We start from the raw sequence: 20,261 nt of genomic DNA, 5'->3' as shown, positions 1-20,261 counted from the left end.
TTGGACTTGGTTATCGGACTGAGTTATTCGGGCTCCGGGGCGTCGAGCCAACGATCCAGGATCTGGCAAAGCTGTGGGACACCGTCGCGCTTGAGCGAGGAGAACAGCTGTACCGATACCAGGTCCTCCCACTCTACAAGGCGCGAGCGTACCTTCTGCAGCGCCGCGCTCGCCGGGCCCTTTTTAAGCTTGTCGGCCTTGGTGAGCAGAATATGCACCGGCAGCCCGCGCTGGTCGGCCACATCGAGCAGGGTCAGGTCGAATTCGGTAAGCGGATGGCGCACGTCCATCAACAGCACCACGCCCTTCAAGCTGAAGCGTGCCATCAAGTACTCGGACAGGTGGCGCTGCCACTCGAGCTTGACCTTCTCGGGCACCTTGGCATAGCCGTAGCCCGGCAGATCCACCATGCGCGTGGCGGGGTTGTTCATCAGGCTGAAAAAGTTGATGAGCTGCGTGCGCCCGGGCGTACGCGAGGTGCGCGCCAGCGCCTTTTGCTGGGTCAGCGCGTTGATCGCGCTCGATTTGCCCGCGTTCGAGCGCCCGGCGAAGGCGACTTCGGCGCCGGTATCGTCCGGGCACAGACCCAGGTGCGGGGCGCTGATCATGAACTGGGCGGTGGCGTAGTTGAGTCGCGGGCTTTCGCGATCTTGAGTCGACATGGAAAAGATCCTGAATGCTTGAGTCACACATCAAGGCTACCCTAAGCAATAAATCCTGGACCACGTAGCGTGAAAGCATCCGGTTTGGCGGCGGCCGTTTAAGCCACGCACGGGATTCGTTACACTTGGCCAGACGTTACGCAGGCTCAGGCAGGTAGGCTTGCTGAAAACGCTAGTGTAACACCGCAAGGCGGTAAAAAAGCCGACAAGTGCGCCTTTGCGATTGATCTTCACACCCCGCGCCGTATAGTGCCTGCCCGCCCGCGCGTTTCATGCGTCATTGCTCAGGCCAGGTACCGGACGCGGGAGGGGCGGGGGTCTGAATAGATCCTTAGCATGGGAACCGGTTAAACATCCTGACAGTCATAAGCGTCGTTCATTCTTGGAGAATTTTCATAATGCTTAAAGTATTCGTTGCGGCCCTGGCCGGCCTTACTCTTTCCGCCGCCGTCAGTGCTCAGGAGCCGGTGGAAGGTCAGGATTACACACTGCTTGAAAACCCGGTATCCACGGTGGCCGGTGATGATCAGGTCGAAGTCACCGAAGTGTTCTGGTTTGGCTGCCCGCACTGCTACCGTCTGCAGGAGCCGGTCAACGAATGGTACGAGACCCTCGATGATGACGTAGCGCTCGTCAAGATGCCGGCGACCATGGGAGGCAACTGGAATACCCATGCCACCGCTTTCTATGCCGCGCAGTCGCTGGGTATCGAAGAAGAACTCCACAAGGATTTCTTCGACGCCATTCACCAGGATGGCCAGTCGTTGACCGACGAAGACGATATTGCCGCGTTTTTTGCCAATTACGGTGTCAGTGAGGAAGAGGCCAGAAAGGCGCTGAACTCCTTTCCGGTACGCAGCGAAACCAACAAGGCGAACAGCCGCATGCGCGAAATGCGCCTGATGGGCGTGCCGGCCCTGATCGTGGATGGCCGCTATGTCATTACCCCCAGCACGGCGGGTAGCCTGGATAACATGCCGGTGATCGCCGAGGCGCTGATCGAACGTGTGCGTAGCGAGCGCGACGAGTAACCGTGCAGGATCCAATGACCAGCCAGGCCCGGCGCGCCGATGGCTCGGTGCTGGAAAACGGCACGTTGAGACTGCTGACCTTCAATCTGCAGGTCGGCATTCAGACCTCGGCGTATCACCACTACCTCACCCGTAGCTGGCAACACTTTCTACCCCATCCGCGTCGCGTCAAGCGCCTGGATGTCATGGGCGGCGTACTCGGGCAGTTCGACGTGGTGGGGCTTCAGGAGGTGGACGGCGGCAGTTTCCGTTCCAGCCGCATCAACCAGGTGGAGTACCTGGCCGCTCAGGCCGGGTTCCCCCATCATTTCCAGCAGCTCAATCGTAATCTGGGCCGCATTGCTCAGCACAGCAACGGCCTGCTCTCGAAGCTTGCCCCCAGCCGTATTGAGGAGCACCGGCTACCCGGCACGCTGCCGGGACGCGGAGCAATTCATGTACGCTTTGGCAATGGCCCGGATGCGCTGCATATCTTCGTGGCACACCTGGCGCTGAGCCACCGTGGCCGGGTACGTCAGCTCAACTATCTAAGCGATATCATCGCCCCGCTTCGCCACGTGGTGGTAATGGGCGATCTGAACTGCACCCCCGAGCAGCTTCACGCCCACGAGCGCTTCAGCGCCTCGCTGCCGCTGCATCCGGTCAAGCCGCTTTTAAGCTATCCCTCCTGGCAGCCCCGGCGGGCGCTGGATCATATCCTGCTCTCGCAGACCCTGGAGGCTGCCGAAGTCAGCGTGCTGGATCATCTCTTCTCGGATCATTTGCCGGTGGCGGTGGACCTGCCGCTGCCTGCTGCCTGCTTGAAAGCGCTTGAAAGCGCACGACCCGAAGCTTAACTAGGGTTTTGCGTGGGTGCTATCGCATCCATCGAGCGATAACGGGTCGAGAAAAGACCGCTTTGCGGATGAATTGCGCGCTCCAGGGGATGACGTAAAGGCTAGAATCAGCGATGATTCCGAGCCGTTTCACGAACGCAGGACACCTTCAATGCGTGCAAAATCTCATGAGCCACGCCTGTTGCGCTGGCTTGATGGCCTGACAGAAGGCCTCGGGCGAGCCGTCGCCTGGCTTGTGATCATCATGATGCTGGTGCAGTTCGCCGTCGTGGTGCTGCGCTACCTGATGGGTATCAACAGCATCGTCATGCAAGAGTCGGTCATGTACATGCACGCCGCGGTCTTCATGCTGGGCGCGGCCTGGACCCTCAAGCACGATGGCCATGTGCGTGTGGATATCTTCTACCGCAGGCTCTCGAGCCGCGCGCGGGCCTGGGTCGATCTGCTGGGTACGCTCTTGCTGCTCATTCCCGTGACGCTGTTTATCGCCATTGGCAGCTTTCACTATGTCATGACCAGCTGGGCCATCATGGAGCGTTCGCCCAACGGCGGTATCCCGGCGGTCTATCTGCTCAAGACCCTGATTCTGGTCATGGTCGCGCTTTTACTGCTGCAAGCTGTGGCGCAACTGATTCGCCAAACGCTGATCATCCGCGGAGCGCTTCCCAATCCCACCCATGAGCATGAGGAGATCGTCTAGTGGCCGTCATACTGGACTTCATGCCGCTGGTGCTCTTCGCCGCCGTGTGCGGCGTGCTGATGCTGGGTTACCCGGTGGCGCTGTCGCTTGCCGGCACCGCGCTCGCCTTTGCCGGTATCGGCCTGGCGCTTCAATCCATGGGTGTGACCGTGCCGTTCGAGGCGCGCATGATGGGCGCGATGCCCAACCGGCTCTACGGCATCATGACCAATGCCACGCTCCTGGCGGTGCCGCTTTTCATCCTGATGGGCGTGCTGCTGGAAAAATCCCGGGTGGCGGAGACGCTTTTAGATGCCATGGCGATGCTCTTTGGCTCGCTGCGCGGGGGGCTGGGGCTTTCGGTAGTCATCGTGGGCATGCTGCTGGCCGCCTCGACGGGTATCGTCGGCGCCACGGTGGTCACCATGGGGCTCTTGTCGCTGCCCACCATGCTCAAGCGCGGCTACTCGCCGGCGCTGGCCACCGGCACCATTTGCGCCACGGGCACGCTAGGCCAGATCATTCCGCCTTCGATCGCCCTGGTGCTGCTGGGTGACGTGCTTTCCAATGCCTACCAGCAGGCTCAGCTGTCCATGGGCGTATGGAGCCCCAAGACGCTCTCGATCGGCGATCTTTTCATCGGCGCGCTGGTGCCGGGGCTCATTCTGGTCGTCGCCTACATCATGTATCTGCTGGTGATAGCCTGGTTAAAGCCGACCCTGGCGCCCGCCGTGGACCGGGCGGCGCTCAAGGCTGAGCTTGGCCATCAAGGCTCGATCTGGCCGCTGCTACTGAAGGGGCTGGTGCCGCCGGTGCTTTTGATCGTGGCGGTGCTGGGCTCGATACTGGGCGGTTTTGCCACGCCCACCGAGGCCTCCGCCGTGGGGGCTTTCGGCGCTCTGATGCTCGCGGCAGCGAATCGGCGGCTGAGCTTTACCATGCTCAAGGAGGCGCTCTACTCGACCGCCCAGGTCACCAGCATGGTGTTTCTGATCCTGATCGGTGCCGCGCTTTTCTCACTGGTGTTTCGCGCCTACGGCGGTGAGGAGCTGGTAACCGAGCTTTTCGAGTCGATGCCCGGCGGTGTGGTCGGGGCAACGATCATCGTGATGCTGGTGATTTTCCTGCTCGGGTTCATTCTCGATTTCATCGAGATCACCTTCGTGGTGGTGCCGATCGTCGGGCCGGTACTGCTGGCCATGGGTGTCGATCCTATCTGGCTGGGTATCATGATTGCCGTGAACCTGCAGACCTCGTTTCTGACCCCGCCGTTCGGCTTCGCGCTTTTCTACCTGCGGGGCGTCACGCCACCCAGCGTTCCGACGTCGGCCATCTATAAAGGGGTAGTTCCCTTTATTCTGCTGCAACTGGGCATGTTACTGGCATTGGCGCTGTTTCCCGGGATTGCCACCTGGCTTCCGTCCATCATGTAAGAGGTGATTATGGCCGACATTGCCAAGGTATTGACCATTGCCGGTTCGGACCCCTCGGGTGGCGCCGGGCTGCAAGGGGATCTCAAGACGTTTTCGGCGCTGGGCGTCTATGCGACCAACGTGATCACCGCCGTGATCGCGCAAAATACCTGCGGCGTCGCCCGGGTGGAGCCGGTCTCGCCGGACATGATCCGGGCGCAGCTCGAGAACCTGCTGGAGGACGTCGAGATCGATGCGGTGAAAATCGGCATGGTCGCAAGCCGCGAGGTCGCCGAGGTCATTGCCGAGGTACTGCGTCGCCATCGCCCGCGCTGGATCGTGCTCGACCCGGTGATGGTCGCGAAGAGCGGCGATATCCTGGTCGATGACGAAGGCATTCGCGCAGTACGCGACGTGCTGGTGCCCCTGGCCCACGTGATCACGCCGAACCTGCCCGAGGCCGCCGTGCTGCTGGATACCTCAACGCCAGGAACGCCGGATGAGATGGAGGCGATGCTGCCCGGACTGGCCCGACTGGGTGCGCCTTTCGTGGTGCTCAAGGGCGGCCACTTGACCGGTGAAACCTGCCCGGATCTACTGGCCACACCGTCTGAACATACCTGGCTTCCCGCCTCGCGCATCGCCACCGAGAACCTTCACGGGACCGGCTGTGCGCTCTCCTCGGCGATTACCGCCTGTCTGGCGAAGCTGCCCATGGATGCCCCAAAAAGCGCCCCGGTCGAGGCGATCAGAGAGGCCAAGCAGTGGCTTCACGCCGCACTCGAGGCCAGCGAGCGCTTGCACGTCGGCCACGGGCGTGGGCCGGTTCATCATTTTCATCATTGGTGGTGACATGAAGGCCTTGATTCAGCGCGTTAAAAACGCCGATGTCAGCGTCGAGGGTGAAACCGTCGGCGCCATCGAGCAGGGGCTCTTGGCACTGGTGGGGGTGGAGCCCGGCGATAGCGAAACGGACGCGGACAAGCTCTTGCATAAGCTGCTTCACTACCGCGTCTTCAGCGACGCCGCGGGCAAGATGAACGATAACCTGCAGCAGGCCGGAGGCGGGTTGCTGCTCGTTTCCCAGTTCACGCTGGCCGCCGATACCCGCAAGGGGCTTCGTCCCGGCTTTTCAAGTGCCGCTGCCCCTGCCGAGGGCGAGCGGCTTTTCGACTATCTGGTGGCTCAGGCCAGGGCGGCCTGGCCGACTGTCGAAACCGGCCGGTTCGGCGCCGATATGCAGGTGGCGCTCATCAACGACGGGCCGGTGACCTTCATGCTCGAAAGCCGTTAGCGCGACTCGCTTTCGAGTATTTCGGCCTCCATCGCCTCCAGGTGTTCTTCGGCGGCGAGCCACTGCTGCTCGGCGTTCTCCACCTGCTCCTTGCACCTCGCCTGTTCGGCCAGTGCCTCGGTCAACGCGGCCTTGCGCGCCGGGTCGGTGTAGAGTGCCGAGTCGGCCAGGGTCGCTTCCACCTTTTCCAGCGCTTGCTGGGCACTCTCCATCGCTTTCTCCGCCTGGTCGCGGGCCTTTTTCTGGGGGCGCAGCTTTTCACGCAGTTCAGCCGCGGCCTTGCGCGAGGCTTTACGATCCAGGGCTTGCGACTGCGCCTGGCGTTCGTTTTTCTCCTGGCGCTCCTCCCGGCGGTTCTCTTCCAGGCGTGCTTTCAGCCAGGCTCGGTAGTCGTCCAGATCGCCATCGAAGGGTTCGACCCGATGATCCGCCACGCGCCAGAACTCGTCCACCGTCGCACGCAGAAGATGACGGTCGTGGGAGACCAGAATCACCGTGCCCTCGAAGGCTGACAGCGCCTGAGTAAGCGCTTCGCGCATCTCCAGATCCAGATGGTTGGTGGGCTCGTCGAGCAGCAGCAGGTTGGGCTTTTGCCAGGCGACCAGCGCCAGCGCCAGACGGGCCTTTTCGCCGCCGGAGAACGTGGCCACGTTGCCAAAGGCGTCGTCACCCTTGAAGCCGAACCCGCCCAGGAAGTTGCGGATCTCCTGGTCGCTGGCCGTAGGGGAAAGACGCTGCACGTGGACGAACGGCGTGGTGCTGACATCCAGCCCTTCCAGCTGATGCTGGGCGAAGTAGCCGATCGCCAGGTGCTCGCCGGGGACGCGTTTGCCGGTGAGCAGTTCAAGCTCGCCGGTCAGCGACTTGATCAGCGTCGATTTACCCGCGCCGTTAGGGCCCAGCAGGCCGATTCGGCTGCCGGGCAGCAAGGTGATGTTCACCTTGTCGAGCTGCACGGTCTCACCGGCGTCTGTCTGGTAGCCGAGCCGGGCCTCGTCCAGCACCAGCAGCGGGTGGGAGGTCTTGTCGGCGGCGGGCAGAGTGAAGTGAAACGGGGAATCCACATGGGCCACGGCAATCTCTTCCATGCGCTCGAGCATCTTTACCCGGCTCTGGGCCTGGCGGGCCTTGGTCGCCTTGGCCTTGAAGCGGGTAACAAAACGCTCGATTTCTTCGCGCCGGGCCTGCTGCTTGGCGGCTTCGGCCTGCTGAAGGGCGAGCTTTTCCGCCCGAGTGCGCTCGAAGCGCGAGTAGTTGCCCCGGTAAATCTCTACACTTTGATGATGCATGTGCACGATGTGGTCGCACACCGCGTCCAGAAAGTCCCGGTCGTGAGAAATCAGCAAAAGCGTGCCCGGATAGCGCGTCAGCCAGGTTTCGAGCCACAACAGCGCGTCTAGATCCAGGTGGTTGGTGGGCTCGTCGAGCAGCAGTACGTCGGAGGGCATGAAGAGCGTACGCGCCAGGTTCACCCGCATACGCCAGCCGCCGGAAAAGCTGGACAAAGGCTGGGTCAGGTTCGCCTGAAGAAAACCCAGACCTACCAGCAGCTGGGCGGCGCGGGATTCAGCGGTGTAGCCATCCAGCGTCTCGATCAGCCCGTGCAGCTCGGCCTCGCGGTGGGCATCCTGGGTCTGCTGGGCGCTGTAAAGATCCGCTTGCGCCTGGCGCAAGGCGATGTCGCCATCGAGCACGTAGTCGATGATCGGACGATCAAGGGCGTCCACTTCCTGAGCCATATGGGCCATGCGCTGGCCGCCACTCATTTCGATATCGCCCTGATCCGGGCCAAGCTCGCCAAGCAGCAACTTGAAAAGGCTCGATTTACCGGCACCGTTGGCGCCGATAATGCCGGCCTTGACCCCATTGTGCAGCGTCAGGTCGGCGTTATTGAGCAGCGTTTGCGTACCCCGTTGCAGGGCGACTTGGCGCAGTGCGATCATGCTTTCTCCCGAATGAGGCTAACGTAATGCTCGATTCTAACCGATTGCAGCGCTTGCAGCAGGCACCGCTTTGGGATTTCGCCTGCGAGATCTACGCGATCAAGGACGTGGAACAGGCGTGTCTGATCCTGCAGGACAACGCCGCGGTTGACGTGTGCGAGCTACTCTTTCACGGCTGGCTTTTCCACCACGGTCTGAAGGCCTGCAGAATGGCGCTGAGAGAGGAACGCGCCCGGCGCGAGCGCTGGCAGCAAGATGTAACGCAAACGCTTCGCGCACTGCGCCGCTGTCTGAAATCTCAGGCCGCACAAAGTGCCTCGATCCACCAGCTGCGCGAGACGATCAAGCGCGCCGAGCTGCAGGCTGAAAAAGAAAATCTGAGCGCCTGGCAGGCATTTGCCCTGGGGTCGGATAACGTCTGTTCGGCGCTTGATGATCAGGCAGGCAGCAGGGCAGACAACCTGCAGGAGGTGGCTGTCTGGCTGCAATCAAGGCTCTCTTCCCGCGCAGGTGAACCGTGCGCTCGTGAACAGGGGCAGGCCCTGTCGGGTCACGATTCAAGCGTTGAAACCGCCTGGCGCACGATTGCCCTTCACCTTGACCCCATCAAGTCGGCGCGCTAGCCTCAAACTAAGCTATTTTTGAATAACGCGTGGTTTTTGGGTTAACCGTGCCTGCTTTCAAACATAGCGGGTAGGGCATCACCTCCAGCGCCAGCCGTTATTTAAAAATGGATTTTTGCGCATTCTCATGATGCGTTTACCACTTCAAGGGGAACATCGCATGAAGGCTAACAAGGCTTTATCAACGCGCTCGGTCACGACCAGACTTCTTACCTCGGCAAGTGTTGGTGCACTGCTGTTCGGCTTGAGCGCCACGGCTCAGGCGGATAACTGGCGCTACGCGCACGAAGAGTACGAAGGCGATGTTCAGGATGTCTTCGCGATAGCGTTCAAGGAGTATATCGAGGATAACTCCGAGCATACCGTTCAGGTGTACCGCTTTGGCGAGCTGGGCGAATCCGACGACATCATGGAGCAGACCCAGAACGGCATCCTGCAGTTCGTCAACCAGTCTCCCGGCTTCACCGGCGCGCTGATTCCCGAAGCACAGATTTTCTTCATTCCGTATCTCCTTCCTACCGATGAACAGACCGTTCTGACCTTCTTCGACGAGAGCGAAGCGATCAACCGCATTTTCCCCGAGCTCTACGCCGAGCAGGGTCTCGAGCTTTTGCAGATGTATCCGGAAGGTGAGATGGTCATCACCACCGATGAGCCGATCAGCTCACCGGAAGACATGCAAAACAAGAAAATTCGCACCATGACCAACCCGCTGCTTTCCGAAACCTACAGTGCCTTCGGTGCCACGCCGACGCCACTGCCCTGGGGCGAGGTTTATGGTGGCCTGCAGACCGGCATTCTGGATGGCCAGGAAAACCCGATCTTCTGGATCGAGTCCGGTGGTTTATACGAGGTTTCTCCGCACCTGACCTTTACCGGCCACGGCTGGTTCACCACGGCAATGATGGCCAACCAGGACTTCTATGACGGCCTCTCGGAAGAAGATCAGGAGCTGGTTCAGGAAGCGACCGAGGCGGCTTACGAGCACACCATGGAGCACATCCAGGGGCTTGCCGACGAATCACTCGAGAAGATTCAGGCAGCCTCCGATGCGGTCACCGTGACGCGCCTGAACGACGAGCAGATCGAAGCGTTCCGCGAGCGCGCGCCTCAGGTCGAAGAAGCCTTCCTTGAAATGACCGGTGAACGTGGTGCCGAACTGCTTGAACAGTTCAAGGCTGATCTTGACAACGTTGCCGACCAGTAAGCATGGGCCTTCACGATGCCAGTGATGCCTGATCGGTCAAGAGGTGCCGATACTTTGCTGGTGTGTTGCAAGATACCGTAGCGTAACGCAGGGGCAGCCACGGCTGCCCCTTTTTCGTGATCGACCAACTCCTTGGTCGGTCACTCGAAGTTCGGTGTCTACGTCTTTCTTCGCCCATTTGCACGAAGCGGTCCTGCCCGGGTTTTACAGGGTAGGCCGTCAACAGGAGAAAACCCATGACTGAAGATGACGCTGAGGCTAACTATCGCTCGGGGCTGCCCGGGGTATTGGGGATGGTCGACACCGCAATTAGCAAAATCGAGTCAGTGATACTGGCATTGGGGGTTTTGCTAATGGCGTTGAACACGGTCACCAACGTGATTGCCCGGTTCGTATTCGGTAACAGCATCATGTTCTCGGGCGAGTTGAACCGAATTCTCATCATCATGATCACCTTTGCCGGTATTGGTTATGCCGCTCGCCACGGGCGCCATATCCGCATGTCGGCGATCTACGATGTCTTGCCGAAAGGCGGGCGCCGGGCGCTGATGATCGTCATTTCGCTGTTCACCTCTCTGGTGATGTTCTTTCTGCTCTACTACTCCGTGATCTATATCCTCGATCTGTATGGCAAGGGCCGGGTGCTGCCGTCGCTCAGTCTGCCGGTATGGATAATCTATATATGGGTTCCCATGGGCTTCTTGATTACCGGTCTTCAGTACCTGCTGACGGCGATCAAGAATTTCACCAGCCACGATGTCTATCTCTCCACCGGGGTGGCAGACGGCTATGAAGACACAGAAGTCTAACCAAGGGCATCGTACGCTTAGGGGAACACTATGACGACGATAATGGTAGTAACCATGATTGCCCTGCTGTTGCTGGGCTTTCCAATGATGATTCCGCTGATTACCGCCGCGATCATCGGCTTTTACATGATGTTCAACGGCTTTGGCCAGATGGATACGCTGATTCAGCAGATGATGGCCGGCATTCGACCCGCCTCGCTCATCGCCGTGCCCATGTTCATTCTGGCCGCCGATATCATGACCCGGGGCCAGTCGGCCAACCGACTGATCGAGATGGTGATGTCGTTCATCGGCCATATCAAGGGCGGGCTTGCGGTGAGTACCGCCGCCTCGTGCACGCTGTTTGGCGCAGTGTCCGGCTCCACTCAGGCAACGGTGGTCGCGGTCGGCTCGCCGCTTCGCCCCAGGATGCTCAAGGCGGGCTACTCGGACTCCTTCACCCTGGCGCTGATCATCAACGCAAGCGATATCGCCTTTTTGATACCGCCCAGTATCGGCATGATCATCTACGGGGTGATTTCCGGTACCTCCATCGGTGAACTCTTCATCGCGGGTATCGGTCCGGGGCTCTTGATTCTTTTCATGTTCTCGGCCTATTGCATCCTTTATGCCATCATCAAGGACGTGCCCACCGAGCCGCGCTCGAGCTGGAAATCGCGGGCGGTCGCCGTGCAGAAGGCGCTCTGGCCCCTGGGGTTTCCGGTCATCATTGTGGGCGGTATCTACGGGGGCGTATTCAGCCCGACCGAGGCGGCCGCAGCCTGCGTGCTTTACGCGGTGCTTTTGGAGTTCGCGGTGTTTCGCTCGCTTAAAATGAGCGATATCTACACGATCGCCAAATCCACCGGCCTGATTACTGCCGTGGTCTTCATTCTGGTCGCTGTGGGTAACGGATTTTCCTGGATTATCTCGTTCGCTCAGATCCCTCAGGCGATTCTTGAAACCATGGGCGTCAACGAGGCCGGCCCCACGGGTGTGCTGATCGCCATCTGTATCTCGTTTTTCGTCGCCTGCATGTTCGTTGACCCGATCGTGGTGATTCTGGTGCTTACCCCGATCTTCGCCCCGGCGGTCGCCGCTACCGGCCTGGACCCGGTACTGGTAGGCATCCTGATCACCCTGCAGGTGGCGATTGGCTCCGCCACGCCGCCGTTTGGCTGCGATATATTCACCGCCATTGCGATCTTCAAGCGCCCGTACTGGGATGTCATCAAAGGCACGCCGCCGTTCATATTCATTCTGATACTGGCGGCGGCCCTTTTGATCATGTTCCCCCAGATTGCGCTGTTCCTGCGTGATGTGGCCTTTAGGTAAGCAAGGAGCCCCTTTTCATCGTATCCTGGCCGGTGAATGGCGCCGAGGGCAGCAGCGGCGATAAAATTCATGGCCGGGCAGCGTCTTTTGAAAGCTCAGGGGGCAACACAGTGTCCTACACTGCAGGTAGGGCTCTAAACCTCTGGGCTGAAACGTGGTCTCAAGCGTATCGCTTCAGCGAACGCTTGAACGAAAAGCTTGGATACAGCACTCACTAGTTGGCGCGCGGCGTCTTTGATGAAGGTTTTAAAATGAAAGCAATGGTCTCGACAACGTTCAAAACGGCGGCGCTTACAGGGCTTCTACTGGTGGCCCCCTTTGCCGCCGCCGAGCCGGAAACCGACGAGCAGCGCCTGGCCTACAGCCTAGGGGTAACGTTGGGTGAAAGCATGCAGGCGGATATCGAGGATCTGGATATCGATACCTTCACCGACGGCATGCGCGATGTGTTCGAAGGCAACGATCTGGCCCTCACCGAAGAAGAGATGATGGAAACCCTGATCGCCTTCCAGCAGCGCTCCATGCAGGAGCGCGAAGAGCAGGCGGCTGAAATCGCTCAGATGAACCAGGAAGAGGGTGAGGCTTATCTGGCCGAGAACGCCGAACGCGAGGGCGTGGAAGTGACCGAGTCCGGTCTTCAGTATGAAGTACTGGAGTCCGGTGACGGCGAATCCCCCGGTCCTGAAAACACCGTCGAGGTGAACTACGAAGGCATGCTGCTCGACGGCACCGTGTTCGACAGCTCCTATGAGCGTGGCGAGTCGGTCACCTTCCAGGTCAATCAGGTCATCGAAGGGTGGCAGGAAGCGCTTCAGATGATGAGCGTCGGCGACAGCTGGATGATCTACATTCCTTCCGAACTTGCCTATGGCGAGAACGGCCAAGGCCCCATCGGTCCCAACGAGATGCTTACCTTCCGCGTTGAACTGCTGGGTATCGAGTAAGCATGGCCTTGCGCCTGTCCTGCACACTGCGCCGCCTCGGGGCGGCGCTTTTGATGCTTGAAGGCGCAGCCGTCTATGCACAGGTACCGGCGCCGCTGCCAGCGCTTGAGGCGTCGAAGGCAAGCGTGGTGGGGGTGTCATCCGGCGGCTATATGGCAGCCCAGCTTGGTGTGGCCTGGCCCGAGCGCTTTAGCGGTCTGGGGCTCGTGGGCACCGGCCCCTGGGGCTGCTCTCGCGGGGCGCTGAGCCTGGCCTTGAACCAGTGCATGGACATTGATCGTGGCCTGCCCTCGCTTGAGGCACTCGAGGAGCGTCTGACGCGTTACCAGGCGCAGTCACTGGTGGGCGATGCAAACGCACTGGGTGCGCTTCGCGTGTTTATCAGTCACGGCGATGAGGATGACAGCGTCGCCCCCGAACTTGGTGCCCTGCTGGCCCGGCAGTGGCGAGGCTGGGCGGGGGAGGACGCGGTTAGCTTCGTGCCTCGCTCCCGAACCGGCCACGGGTGGCCCATACGGTTGCCGGATGATGAAAGCGTTGGCGCCTACGCGCTAGGTGGATGTCGTCAAGGCGGGGGCAGCTTTGTGCTCGCCTGCGATGACGACATGGCCGCCGACATGCTCGATTGGCTCTATCCTGAACGCGCCGAGGCTTCTTCCAAGGGCAGCCTGGTCGCTTTCGATCAGTCCGAGTTTGCCGCCAAAGGCCTGGCCGAGACCGGGTATGTCTTCATTCCCGAGCGGTGCCAGGGGCAGCAGTGTCCGGTTACCCTGGCGCTGCACGGTTGTCAGATGAACGTGGAAGCCATCGATGATGTCTTCGTACGCCATAGCGGTCTGAACCGCTGGGCGGCCGAACACGGCCAGATCGTCCTTTATCCGCAGGCCGAGAGAAGCCTGGCCAATCCCCAGGGATGCTGGGACTGGTGGGGATTTGCAGAAAGCACCTGGCAGCTCAATCCGCTGCATGACACCCGGGAAGGGGTTCAGGTGAAGGCCCTGATGGCCATGCTCGACCGGCTTGAACGGCCCGCCGAGTAGCGCCTGTCGGCTCATCGATCAGCTCTCCCGGCGTGCCAGTTCCCGGTCAAGTGCCGATACCAATGCGGCGGGCGTCGGTGAATAGAGCACCTGGTCAAGAATCTCCCCGTCGCGATTGACAAGAAACAGCACCGCACTGTGATCCACGGTGTAGCCCATTCTCGAGTCCGGCGCCTCGTGGCGCTGCCACACCACGCCGTAGCGTTCGGCCACGTCCTCGAGTTCCCGTGGCGAGCCCACCAGACCGATGAACTCGCTGCCGAACGCCTCCATGTATTCCCGCATTCGCGCCAGGGTATCGCGCTCCAGGTCCACGGTAATCATCACCGGCACCACGCGCTGGCGCTGCTCGTCATCCAGCTGGCCCAAGGCCTGCCGCTTGACGGCCAGAGTGATCGGGCAGACGTCCGGGCAGTAGGTGTAGCCAAAGGACACCACGGCCACCTGATCATCTTCGAGCTGCGAAAGCGAGAAGGCGCCGTCGGTGGAGGCCATGGCGATCGGCCCGCCCCGGGCAGCCCCGTCGTCTTCATTCGCTCCCCAGATAAAAAATGCCAAGGCGACGAGGGCGATCAAAAGCCCCAGCAGCGCGCCTATCGACAGTGGTGAGCGCTTTTTTAACAATGTTTGCATCGACTAACTCCGGGTAACCTCAAAATCGAACCAGCTGCCGATCTTGCCATCGGGGGTGTTGAGTATGACACGTGCGCGCCAGGGCATCGTGGCCTGCGTGCACATCCCCACCTGGCCGTGACCGTTGAAATGCCCCGGGGCGGTGGCCAGCAGGTTGAAGCGGTGAAGCCCCATCTCCATGTCCCGGCCAACGAACTCGACACTTGCCTGGCTTGCCTTCAACCCCTCCACCTTTACTTCCAAGGGCAAGACGGTGAGCGCATCGATACGCCCTTTTACATCCACGGCAAAAAGCAGCTTGCCTTCGCCAAGCGAAGCAGTACAGGTGCCGGTATGCAGATGACAGTCAGGGTCCGGCGCAAACCAGGTGATGGTGTCCTCGCCGCGAAGCCAGCTGTTCAAGCCGTACCCCAGGCTTGCCATCAGGGCGACGGCGGTGATCAGAATGAGGAGGTTTAATATCGGAAAACCGATAAAGTATCCCGAAGGGGCTGGTTTGTTCATGGCAAGATAGTCGCGACACGGACCAGGCGGTGAAAGGGTAATCGCATGGTAGCAGTAAACGCACCCGCGACGGGCGGCCATGATGTCGCACATACGCAGGGGGCCGCCGCAAGATGTTAACGGCTTTCGCATGAACTGACGCATGAACCGGCGCAAGCGCTTTTACCACAACAAGGAGCATCAATGGACAGTATCACCGGGGCACTGGGGCCGCTTTTTGTACTCATCCTGCTGGGGGCGGCCATTGGCTACAAGCGCTGGCCGAGCAGCGAGTTCTGGGGGCAGATGGAAAAGCTCATCTATTTCGTGCTCTTCCCCGCCATGCTGGTGGTCACCCTTGCCACGGCGGATGTCAGCCAGGTGCCGGTAGGGCGCCTGGCCGGCGTGCTCCTGGGCGCGATTGCCATTCTCTCGGTGCTGCTTTGGCGCCTGCGCACCTGGCTGTCGCTGCCCTCACCGGCGTTCACCTCCATCTTTCAAGGGGCGATTCGTTTCAACACTTACGTGGGGGTGGCGGGGGCCGGCGCGCTGCACGGCGCGTCAGGGGTAACCACGGCGGCAGTGGCGGTGGCGGTCATGGTGCCGGTGGTGAATATTCTCTGCGTGGCAAGTTTCATCAAGGCGGGTACGCTTGGCGCGTCGAGCTTTCGCGCCAGTGCCCTGGCGCTGATCAAGAACCCGCTCATTCTGGCGTGTCTGGCCGGGATCTTCTTGAATCAGAGCGGGCTCGGCCTGCCGGGATGGAGCCAGGACGCCGCAGAGCTTCTGGGTCGCGCGGCGCTGCCGCTGGGGCTGGTGGCGGTCGGGGTGGCGCTTCGTCCGGCGGCCCTTTTGCGCCTGGACCGGGGCACCGTCACGACCAATGTCGCCAAGCTCGTGTTGATGCCGATCATCGTGCTGTTTCTGGCCTGGGCGCTGAGTCTGGATGCGCTCAGCCGGGATGTGGCGCTCTTGTTCGCCGCGCTCCCCACGGCGACCTCGGCTTACATTCTCGCCCGACAGCTCGGCGGCGACTCTGAGCTCATGGCGGCGATCATCACCGGGCAGACACTTCTGGCCATGCTGACGCTGCCGCTATGGCTCCAGCTGGCCAGTGGGTAAAAATAAATAAAAAGTATTCGCATTTGTATTGACGCATTAAATGAGAATGATTACATTGTACTTGCTGGCGTTTGATGAGACGTCACAACCAGGGTAGCGACTCTTTCTGTCATGGTTTCTCCCTCTCATTGCTAGTCACGGTCTTTTGCCACTCCTCTGGAGTGGCTTTCTTTTTTTGGCCCTTCGAATCGTTATCTCAGGCATGCCGTGGCCTCAACCCCCTGCCGATGATGCAAGCTGCTCGCGCTAAAGTGTTTAGACTGAGGCGGTCACTCATTGTCATTCATTCCAGGCTCTCGCGATCATGGCCCACAAGAAACCCCACCTGCCGACCAAAATCTGCCCCGTCTGTCAGCGCCCCTTCACCTGGCGCAAGAAGTGGGCGCGGGATTGGGACAACGTCGTTTACTGCTCGCAGCGGTGTCGGCGTTCGGGCGTTTGATACGCCGTCACACGCCGTGGCGTAGGTTCCCTGCTTTCAAGGTTCATCACACCTCAGGCCACGCCTGACGAGTGTTTTTCCATTTGCCCACTATCCAATTTCGTTTCTTTCGAAATCGCTCTTCACGCTTTTATCACCTGTCTATCAAGTGCTTGCACCGTGGCCTTGGGTCAAGAGGCGCCCGCGCGACGGTGGCGAAAAGCTTTATTGATTGACGTTGTAAAATGATCGTTTTACATTGAGGCCATGGTTTCATTCAGAGGAGACGCGAAATGGATATCATGGGCAAGCTCATCAAAGCCTCGGAAGGACTGTTCGATCGGCACGGCTTTACCGCCACCGGGATGGATAAACTCACCCAGGGCGCGGGTATCTCGAGTCGTACGCTCTATAAACACGCGGGTAGCAAGAACGCGCTGATCGCCCGTGTCCTTGGTGAACGCGACAAGCGGTTTGTCCGTCGGCTGGAGGTCGATAGCATCGATGCGCTGTTCAAGGCGCTGGAGGATTGGGTGCGGGTCGAGGGCGCGCGCGGCTGTCTTTTCCTGCGTGCCTATGGTGAAACCGGCGGCGATACGCCGGAGATCGCCGAGGCCGTGTTGGCCCATAAAGCGCGCGTGGCGGAAAAGATCGCCGATCTGATCGCTCTGGAAACCGGCCAGGCGGATCAGGCGACGTTGGTCGAGCAGATGATCGTGCTTTTCGAAGGCGCGACGGCCGCCGCCATCTATCGCGGCGAGCAAGCGGTGGTGGCGGCGCGGGCTGCGGCGGCTACCCTACTCGCAAGTAGCCGATCATGAGCCCGGCACTGATTCTCGGCACCTGCGGCTTTGGCCTGATTGCGGTGTGTTACGGGTTTGCGCGCTTCGCCTTCGGTCTTTTTCTACCGCAGATCGATGCCGAGCTTGCGCTTTCCTCCAGCGTCAGCGGGTTCATCTCCGGCGGCTCCTTTCTTGGCTACTGTATCGCCATCGTGGCCTCGGCTTACTTGACCGAGCGCCTGGGACCTCGCCTGGTCGCCATCGGCGCGGCCTTGGTGGCGGGGCTTGGCATGGCGGGTATCGTCATGGCGACCTCGGCCTGGTGGCTGGCCGGGGCGGTGATGCTGGCGGGCTCGAGCACCGGGCTTGCCTCGCCGCCCATGGCGGAGGCGGTCGGCAGGGTTGTGGCACCCAAACGCCAAGGCTTGACCAATACCGTGATCAACGCAGGGACAGGGGCGGGCGTGGTGCTGTCGGGCGCCATTGCGCTCTGGATGGAGGACTGGCGCTTGGCGTTCGCGGGCTTTGCCGCCACCGCCTTCGTGCTCTCACTAGCGGTGGCATTCAGCGTGCCCGGTGGCAAGGGCGAGCAGGTTGCGAAAGCGGGGCTGCCTTCGCTCAACCGGCTGCTGGTCCGCTTGATCGTGGCCGCGTTCTTGATGGGGGCGGCGAGTACGGCCGTGTGGTCGTTTGGCGGCACGCTTTTGGCGCTGCGTCTTGACTGGGGCAGTACCGGAAGCGGGCTTTTGTGGATCGCGATTGGCGCCGCCGGTATGGCGGGTGCCTTTGCAGGGTCGCTGATCACGCGCTTCGGTATCAATCCGGTGCATTGGGTCTTTCTGGGCGCCCAGGCGTTGGGAACGCTCATGGTGGGGATGGTCGACACGACGCCGGCCATCGCGCTCATCGGTGGGCTGCTTTTCGGGATGGCGTACATCATGTTGACCGGGGTCTATCTGGTATGGGGCATCAACGCCTTGCCCGAGCGCCCAGCCATGGGTCTGATGATCGGTTTTCTGACCATCGCGGTTGGCCAAACGGCGGGCGCGCCGGTGTTCGGGCTGATGATGGATCAGCTAAGCGCTACCGCCGCCGTGGTGACCTTCGCAGGCCTTACGTTGGCCGCGGCCTGGGCGCGCAGCTAACGCTCGGGCCGCGACAGCCCTGGGGGCTTACTTGGCTTTCCGGTAAATCAGATCCCACACGCCGTGGCCGAGCTTCTCGCCGCGGGCCTCGAACTTGGTGAGCGGGCGAAAGCCGGGGCGGGGCACGAAGGGCGCGGTGTCACTTTCAGCGGTGTTGGCGTAGCCGGGTGCGGCTTCCATGACCTCGGCCATCCACTCGGCGTAGGCTTCCCAGTCCGTCGCCATATGAAAAAAGCCGTCCGGCTCCAGGCGGGTGCGAATCAGCGCCACAAACGCGGGCTGCACGATGCGCCGCTTGTGATGCTTTTTCTTCGGCCAGGGGTCGGGGAAGAACAGCTGCACGGTGTTGATCGAGGCTTCCGGCAGGCACTCTTCCAGCACCTTCAAGGCGTCTTCACGGTAGACCCGCAGATTGGTGAGACCCAGCTTTTCCGCCTCGTCGAGCAGCTTGCCAACGCCTGGGGCGTGCACTTCGATACCGATGAAGTCGGTTTCGGGATGGGTTTTGGCCTGCTCGATGAGCGAGTTACCCATGCCAAAGCCGATCTCGACCACGCGCGGCGCTTTGCGGCCGAACAGCGCATCGAGATCCTGTAGGCCGTCGGCGAGGGTGAGGCCCAGGCGGGGCCAGACGTCGTCGAGCCCGCGGGTTTGCGCCGGGGTCATGCGCCCGGCGCGAATCACGTAGCTTTTGATACCGCGCCGGTGAAGCGGAGCGTCCTGGCTTTCGGGGCCGGTAGCGCCATTTTCAGGCGAAGGTGCGTTGTCGTCGTTCATGATGTCTCGGCAGGGTCTCTCTAAGGGGCGTTAAATCAGCCGTTGATGCGGCCGGCAAACGGGGTCGACGGGTCGGCGCTTTGGCGCCGCGGCATGCGTCCGGATAAAAACGCATCGCGGCCGGCCTGAACGGCAAGCTTCATGGCCCGGGCCATGCGCAACGGGTCGCGGGCACCGGCGATAGCGGAGTTGAGCAGCACGCCGTCGCAGCCAAGCTCCATGGCCTGAGCGGCTTCCGAGGCGGTGCCGATACCGGCATCCACCAGCACGGGTACATTGGCCTGTTCGATGATCAGGCGAATGTTGTAGGGGTTTTGAATGCCGTGGCCGGAGCCGATCAGCGAGCCCAGCGGCATGATCGCGCAGCAGCCAAGCGCTTCGAGCTCGCGGGCGACGATGGGGTCGTCGCTGGTGTAGACCATGACGTCGAAGCCGTCGTCGATCAGCGTTTTGGCCGCGCTGAGTGTTTCCACCACGTTGGGGTAGAGCGTGGTCTCGTCGCCCAACACCTCGAGCTTGACCAGGTTGTGGCCGTCCAGCAATTCGCGGGCCAGCCGGCAGGTGCGCACCGCGTCTTTCGCGGTGTAGCAGCCTGCGGTGTTGGGCAGCAGGGTGTAGCGGCTGGGCGGGATCACGTCCAAAAGATTCGGCGCGTCGGCGTCCTGGCCCAGGTTGGTGCGGCGCACGGCAAAGGTGACGATGTCGGCGCCGCTTTGGGCCACGGCTTCGCCGGTCTCGGTCATGTCCTTGTACTTGCCGGTGCCCACCAAAAGGCGCGAGCCGAAGGTGCGACCGGCAACGGAAAACGGCGTATCGTGTAGTGCTGTCATAAAAAAATCCTCAAGCGCGAGCAAGGCCTGGCTAGCCGCCGCCGATGGCGTGCACCACTTCGATCTGGTCACCTTCGTGCAGCGCGGTGGCGCCAAGCTGGCTTTTGGGAACGATCTGTTCGTTGATCTCGACGGCGATGCGCCGCTCGGTCAGGCCCAGCTGGGCGACAAGATCCGCCGCCGTCAGCCCCTGGTTGATGGCGTAAGGTTCGCCGTTGAGCCTAAGCTCTATTGACGCATTAGGGGTAGACATATTTGATGAGTATCCCTTGAT

23 protein-coding genes are annotated in these 20,261 nt (G+C 61.0%); 16 read left to right on the top strand and 7 right to left on the bottom strand.

The features are described from left to right. Positions 1-23: 23 nt before the first annotated feature. On the bottom strand, positions 24-662 hold the full coding sequence (yihA, locus tag ACWF8S_RS16745; protein WP_447554592.1) for a ribosome biogenesis GTP-binding protein YihA/YsxC: 639 nt from the start codon (positions 660-662) through the stop codon (positions 24-26). Positions 663-1,060: 398 nt separating this feature from the next. On the opposite strand from yihA, the gene ACWF8S_RS16740 reads away from it, so the two are divergent. The 6 genes from ACWF8S_RS16740 (at position 1,061) to dtd (ending at position 5,914) form a co-directional block, all read left to right on the top strand. After that, positions 1,061-1,693 (top strand): thiol:disulfide interchange protein DsbA/DsbL, encoded by a 633-nt coding sequence (locus tag ACWF8S_RS16740; RefSeq protein WP_447554590.1) that lies wholly within the window; start codon positions 1,061-1,063, stop codon positions 1,691-1,693. A gap of 14 nt (positions 1,694-1,707) precedes the next feature. Then, entirely contained in the window at positions 1,708-2,529 is an 822-nt protein-coding gene (locus ACWF8S_RS16735) for an endonuclease/exonuclease/phosphatase family protein (RefSeq protein ID WP_447556628.1), read from the top strand. A 151-nt stretch (positions 2,530-2,680) separates the two neighbouring features. Continuing rightward, the gene (locus ACWF8S_RS16730) at positions 2,681-3,229 is read left to right on the top strand and encodes a TRAP transporter small permease subunit (protein ID WP_447554588.1); all 549 of its coding nucleotides are present in this window, start codon (positions 2,681-2,683) and stop codon (positions 3,227-3,229) included. Positions 3,230-3,237: 8 nt separating this feature from the next. Then, on the top strand, positions 3,238-4,641 hold the full coding sequence (locus tag ACWF8S_RS16725; RefSeq protein WP_447556627.1) for a TRAP transporter large permease: 1,404 nt from the start codon (positions 3,238-3,240) through the stop codon (positions 4,639-4,641). A gap of 9 nt (positions 4,642-4,650) precedes the next feature. Then, positions 4,651-5,472 (top strand): bifunctional hydroxymethylpyrimidine kinase/phosphomethylpyrimidine kinase, encoded by an 822-nt coding sequence (gene thiD, locus ACWF8S_RS16720; RefSeq protein WP_447554586.1) that lies wholly within the window; start codon positions 4,651-4,653, stop codon positions 5,470-5,472. Position 5,473: 1 nt separating this feature from the next. Next, positions 5,474-5,914 carry a D-aminoacyl-tRNA deacylase gene (gene dtd, locus ACWF8S_RS16715; RefSeq protein ID WP_447554585.1) on the top strand — a complete coding sequence of 147 codons (441 nt, stop codon included), beginning with the start codon at positions 5,474-5,476 and terminating at the stop codon, positions 5,912-5,914. On the opposite strand, the gene ACWF8S_RS16710 is transcribed toward dtd, so the two are convergent. Continuing rightward, positions 5,911-7,857, bottom strand: a complete 1,947-nt coding sequence (locus tag ACWF8S_RS16710; RefSeq protein WP_447554584.1) for an ATP-binding cassette domain-containing protein — start codon at positions 7,855-7,857, stop codon at positions 5,911-5,913. The genes dtd and ACWF8S_RS16710 overlap by 4 nt on opposite strands. Positions 7,858-7,883: 26 nt before the next feature. Between ACWF8S_RS16710 and ACWF8S_RS16705 the strand changes: the two genes are divergently transcribed. From ACWF8S_RS16705 to ACWF8S_RS16680, 6 genes are all read left to right on the top strand, one after another. Further along, positions 7,884-8,480, top strand: coding sequence for a TIGR02444 family protein (locus ACWF8S_RS16705; RefSeq protein WP_447554583.1), 597 nt, complete (start codon positions 7,884-7,886; stop codon positions 8,478-8,480). A 160-nt stretch (positions 8,481-8,640) separates the two neighbouring features. Next, entirely contained in the window at positions 8,641-9,687 is a 1,047-nt protein-coding gene (locus ACWF8S_RS16700) for a TRAP transporter substrate-binding protein (protein ID WP_447554582.1), read from the top strand. A gap of 236 nt (positions 9,688-9,923) precedes the next feature. Next, the gene (locus tag ACWF8S_RS16695; RefSeq protein WP_447554580.1) at positions 9,924-10,496 is read left to right on the top strand and encodes a TRAP transporter small permease; all 573 of its coding nucleotides are present in this window, start codon (positions 9,924-9,926) and stop codon (positions 10,494-10,496) included. A gap of 30 nt (positions 10,497-10,526) precedes the next feature. Continuing rightward, on the top strand, positions 10,527-11,810 hold the full coding sequence (locus ACWF8S_RS16690) for a TRAP transporter large permease (protein WP_447554579.1): 1,284 nt from the start codon (positions 10,527-10,529) through the stop codon (positions 11,808-11,810). Between the two features lie 251 nt (positions 11,811-12,061). Further along, positions 12,062-12,754 carry an FKBP-type peptidyl-prolyl cis-trans isomerase gene (locus ACWF8S_RS16685; RefSeq protein ID WP_447554577.1) on the top strand — a complete coding sequence of 231 codons (693 nt, stop codon included), beginning with the start codon at positions 12,062-12,064 and terminating at the stop codon, positions 12,752-12,754. Between the two features lie 2 nt (positions 12,755-12,756). Beyond that, positions 12,757-13,794, top strand: a complete 1,038-nt coding sequence (locus ACWF8S_RS16680) for a poly(3-hydroxybutyrate) depolymerase (RefSeq protein ID WP_447554576.1) — start codon at positions 12,757-12,759, stop codon at positions 13,792-13,794. Positions 13,795-13,812: 18 nt separating this feature from the next. Here ACWF8S_RS16680 and ACWF8S_RS16675 read toward each other — a convergent pair whose 3' ends face one another. Together ACWF8S_RS16675 and ACWF8S_RS16670 are read right to left on the bottom strand one after the other, a co-directional pair. Continuing rightward, positions 13,813-14,427 carry an SCO family protein gene (locus ACWF8S_RS16675; protein ID WP_447554575.1) on the bottom strand — a complete coding sequence of 205 codons (615 nt, stop codon included), beginning with the start codon at positions 14,425-14,427 and terminating at the stop codon, positions 13,813-13,815. A 3-nt stretch (positions 14,428-14,430) separates the two neighbouring features. Beyond that, positions 14,431-14,931: a hypothetical protein gene (locus tag ACWF8S_RS16670; RefSeq protein ID WP_447554573.1), complete on the bottom strand. Its 501-nt coding sequence runs from the start codon at positions 14,929-14,931 to the stop codon at positions 14,431-14,433. A 183-nt stretch (positions 14,932-15,114) separates the two neighbouring features. On the opposite strand from ACWF8S_RS16670, the gene ACWF8S_RS16665 reads away from it, so the two are divergent. From ACWF8S_RS16665 to ACWF8S_RS16650, 4 genes are all read left to right on the top strand, one after another. Beyond that, positions 15,115-16,032 (top strand): AEC family transporter, encoded by a 918-nt coding sequence (locus tag ACWF8S_RS16665; protein WP_447554572.1) that lies wholly within the window; start codon positions 15,115-15,117, stop codon positions 16,030-16,032. Between the two features lie 304 nt (positions 16,033-16,336). Further along, on the top strand, positions 16,337-16,474 hold the full coding sequence (locus tag ACWF8S_RS16660; protein ID WP_447554571.1) for a DUF2256 domain-containing protein: 138 nt from the start codon (positions 16,337-16,339) through the stop codon (positions 16,472-16,474). A 272-nt stretch (positions 16,475-16,746) separates the two neighbouring features. Then, positions 16,747-17,274, top strand: a complete 528-nt coding sequence (locus tag ACWF8S_RS16655) for a TetR/AcrR family transcriptional regulator (protein ID WP_447554569.1) — start codon at positions 16,747-16,749, stop codon at positions 17,272-17,274. Beyond that, complete coding sequence (locus ACWF8S_RS16650) at positions 17,271-18,380, top strand: MFS transporter (RefSeq protein ID WP_447554567.1); 1,110 nt, start codon at positions 17,271-17,273, stop codon at positions 18,378-18,380. Before ACWF8S_RS16655 ends, ACWF8S_RS16650 begins: the two co-directional genes overlap by 4 nt. A gap of 27 nt (positions 18,381-18,407) precedes the next feature. On the opposite strand, the gene trmB is transcribed toward ACWF8S_RS16650, so the two are convergent. The 3 genes from trmB to thiS are packed head-to-tail and all read right to left on the bottom strand — an operon-like array spanning position 18,408 to position 20,240. Further along, positions 18,408-19,157, bottom strand: a complete 750-nt coding sequence (gene trmB, locus ACWF8S_RS16645) for a tRNA (guanosine(46)-N7)-methyltransferase TrmB (RefSeq protein WP_447554566.1) — start codon at positions 19,155-19,157, stop codon at positions 18,408-18,410. Between the two features lie 35 nt (positions 19,158-19,192). Further along, entirely contained in the window at positions 19,193-19,987 is a 795-nt protein-coding gene (locus ACWF8S_RS16640) for a thiazole synthase (RefSeq protein ID WP_447554564.1), read from the bottom strand. 31 nt (positions 19,988-20,018) lie between these two features. Then, positions 20,019-20,240, bottom strand: a complete 222-nt coding sequence (gene thiS, locus ACWF8S_RS16635; RefSeq protein WP_447530302.1) for a sulfur carrier protein ThiS — start codon at positions 20,238-20,240, stop codon at positions 20,019-20,021. Positions 20,241-20,261: the final 21 nt, after the last annotated feature.

The sequence above is a fragment of the Vreelandella xerophytica genome, assembly GCF_968048975.1.
Note: the sequence above shows the minus strand (reverse complement) of the source record. Positions and strands in the feature narration are given on the sequence as shown.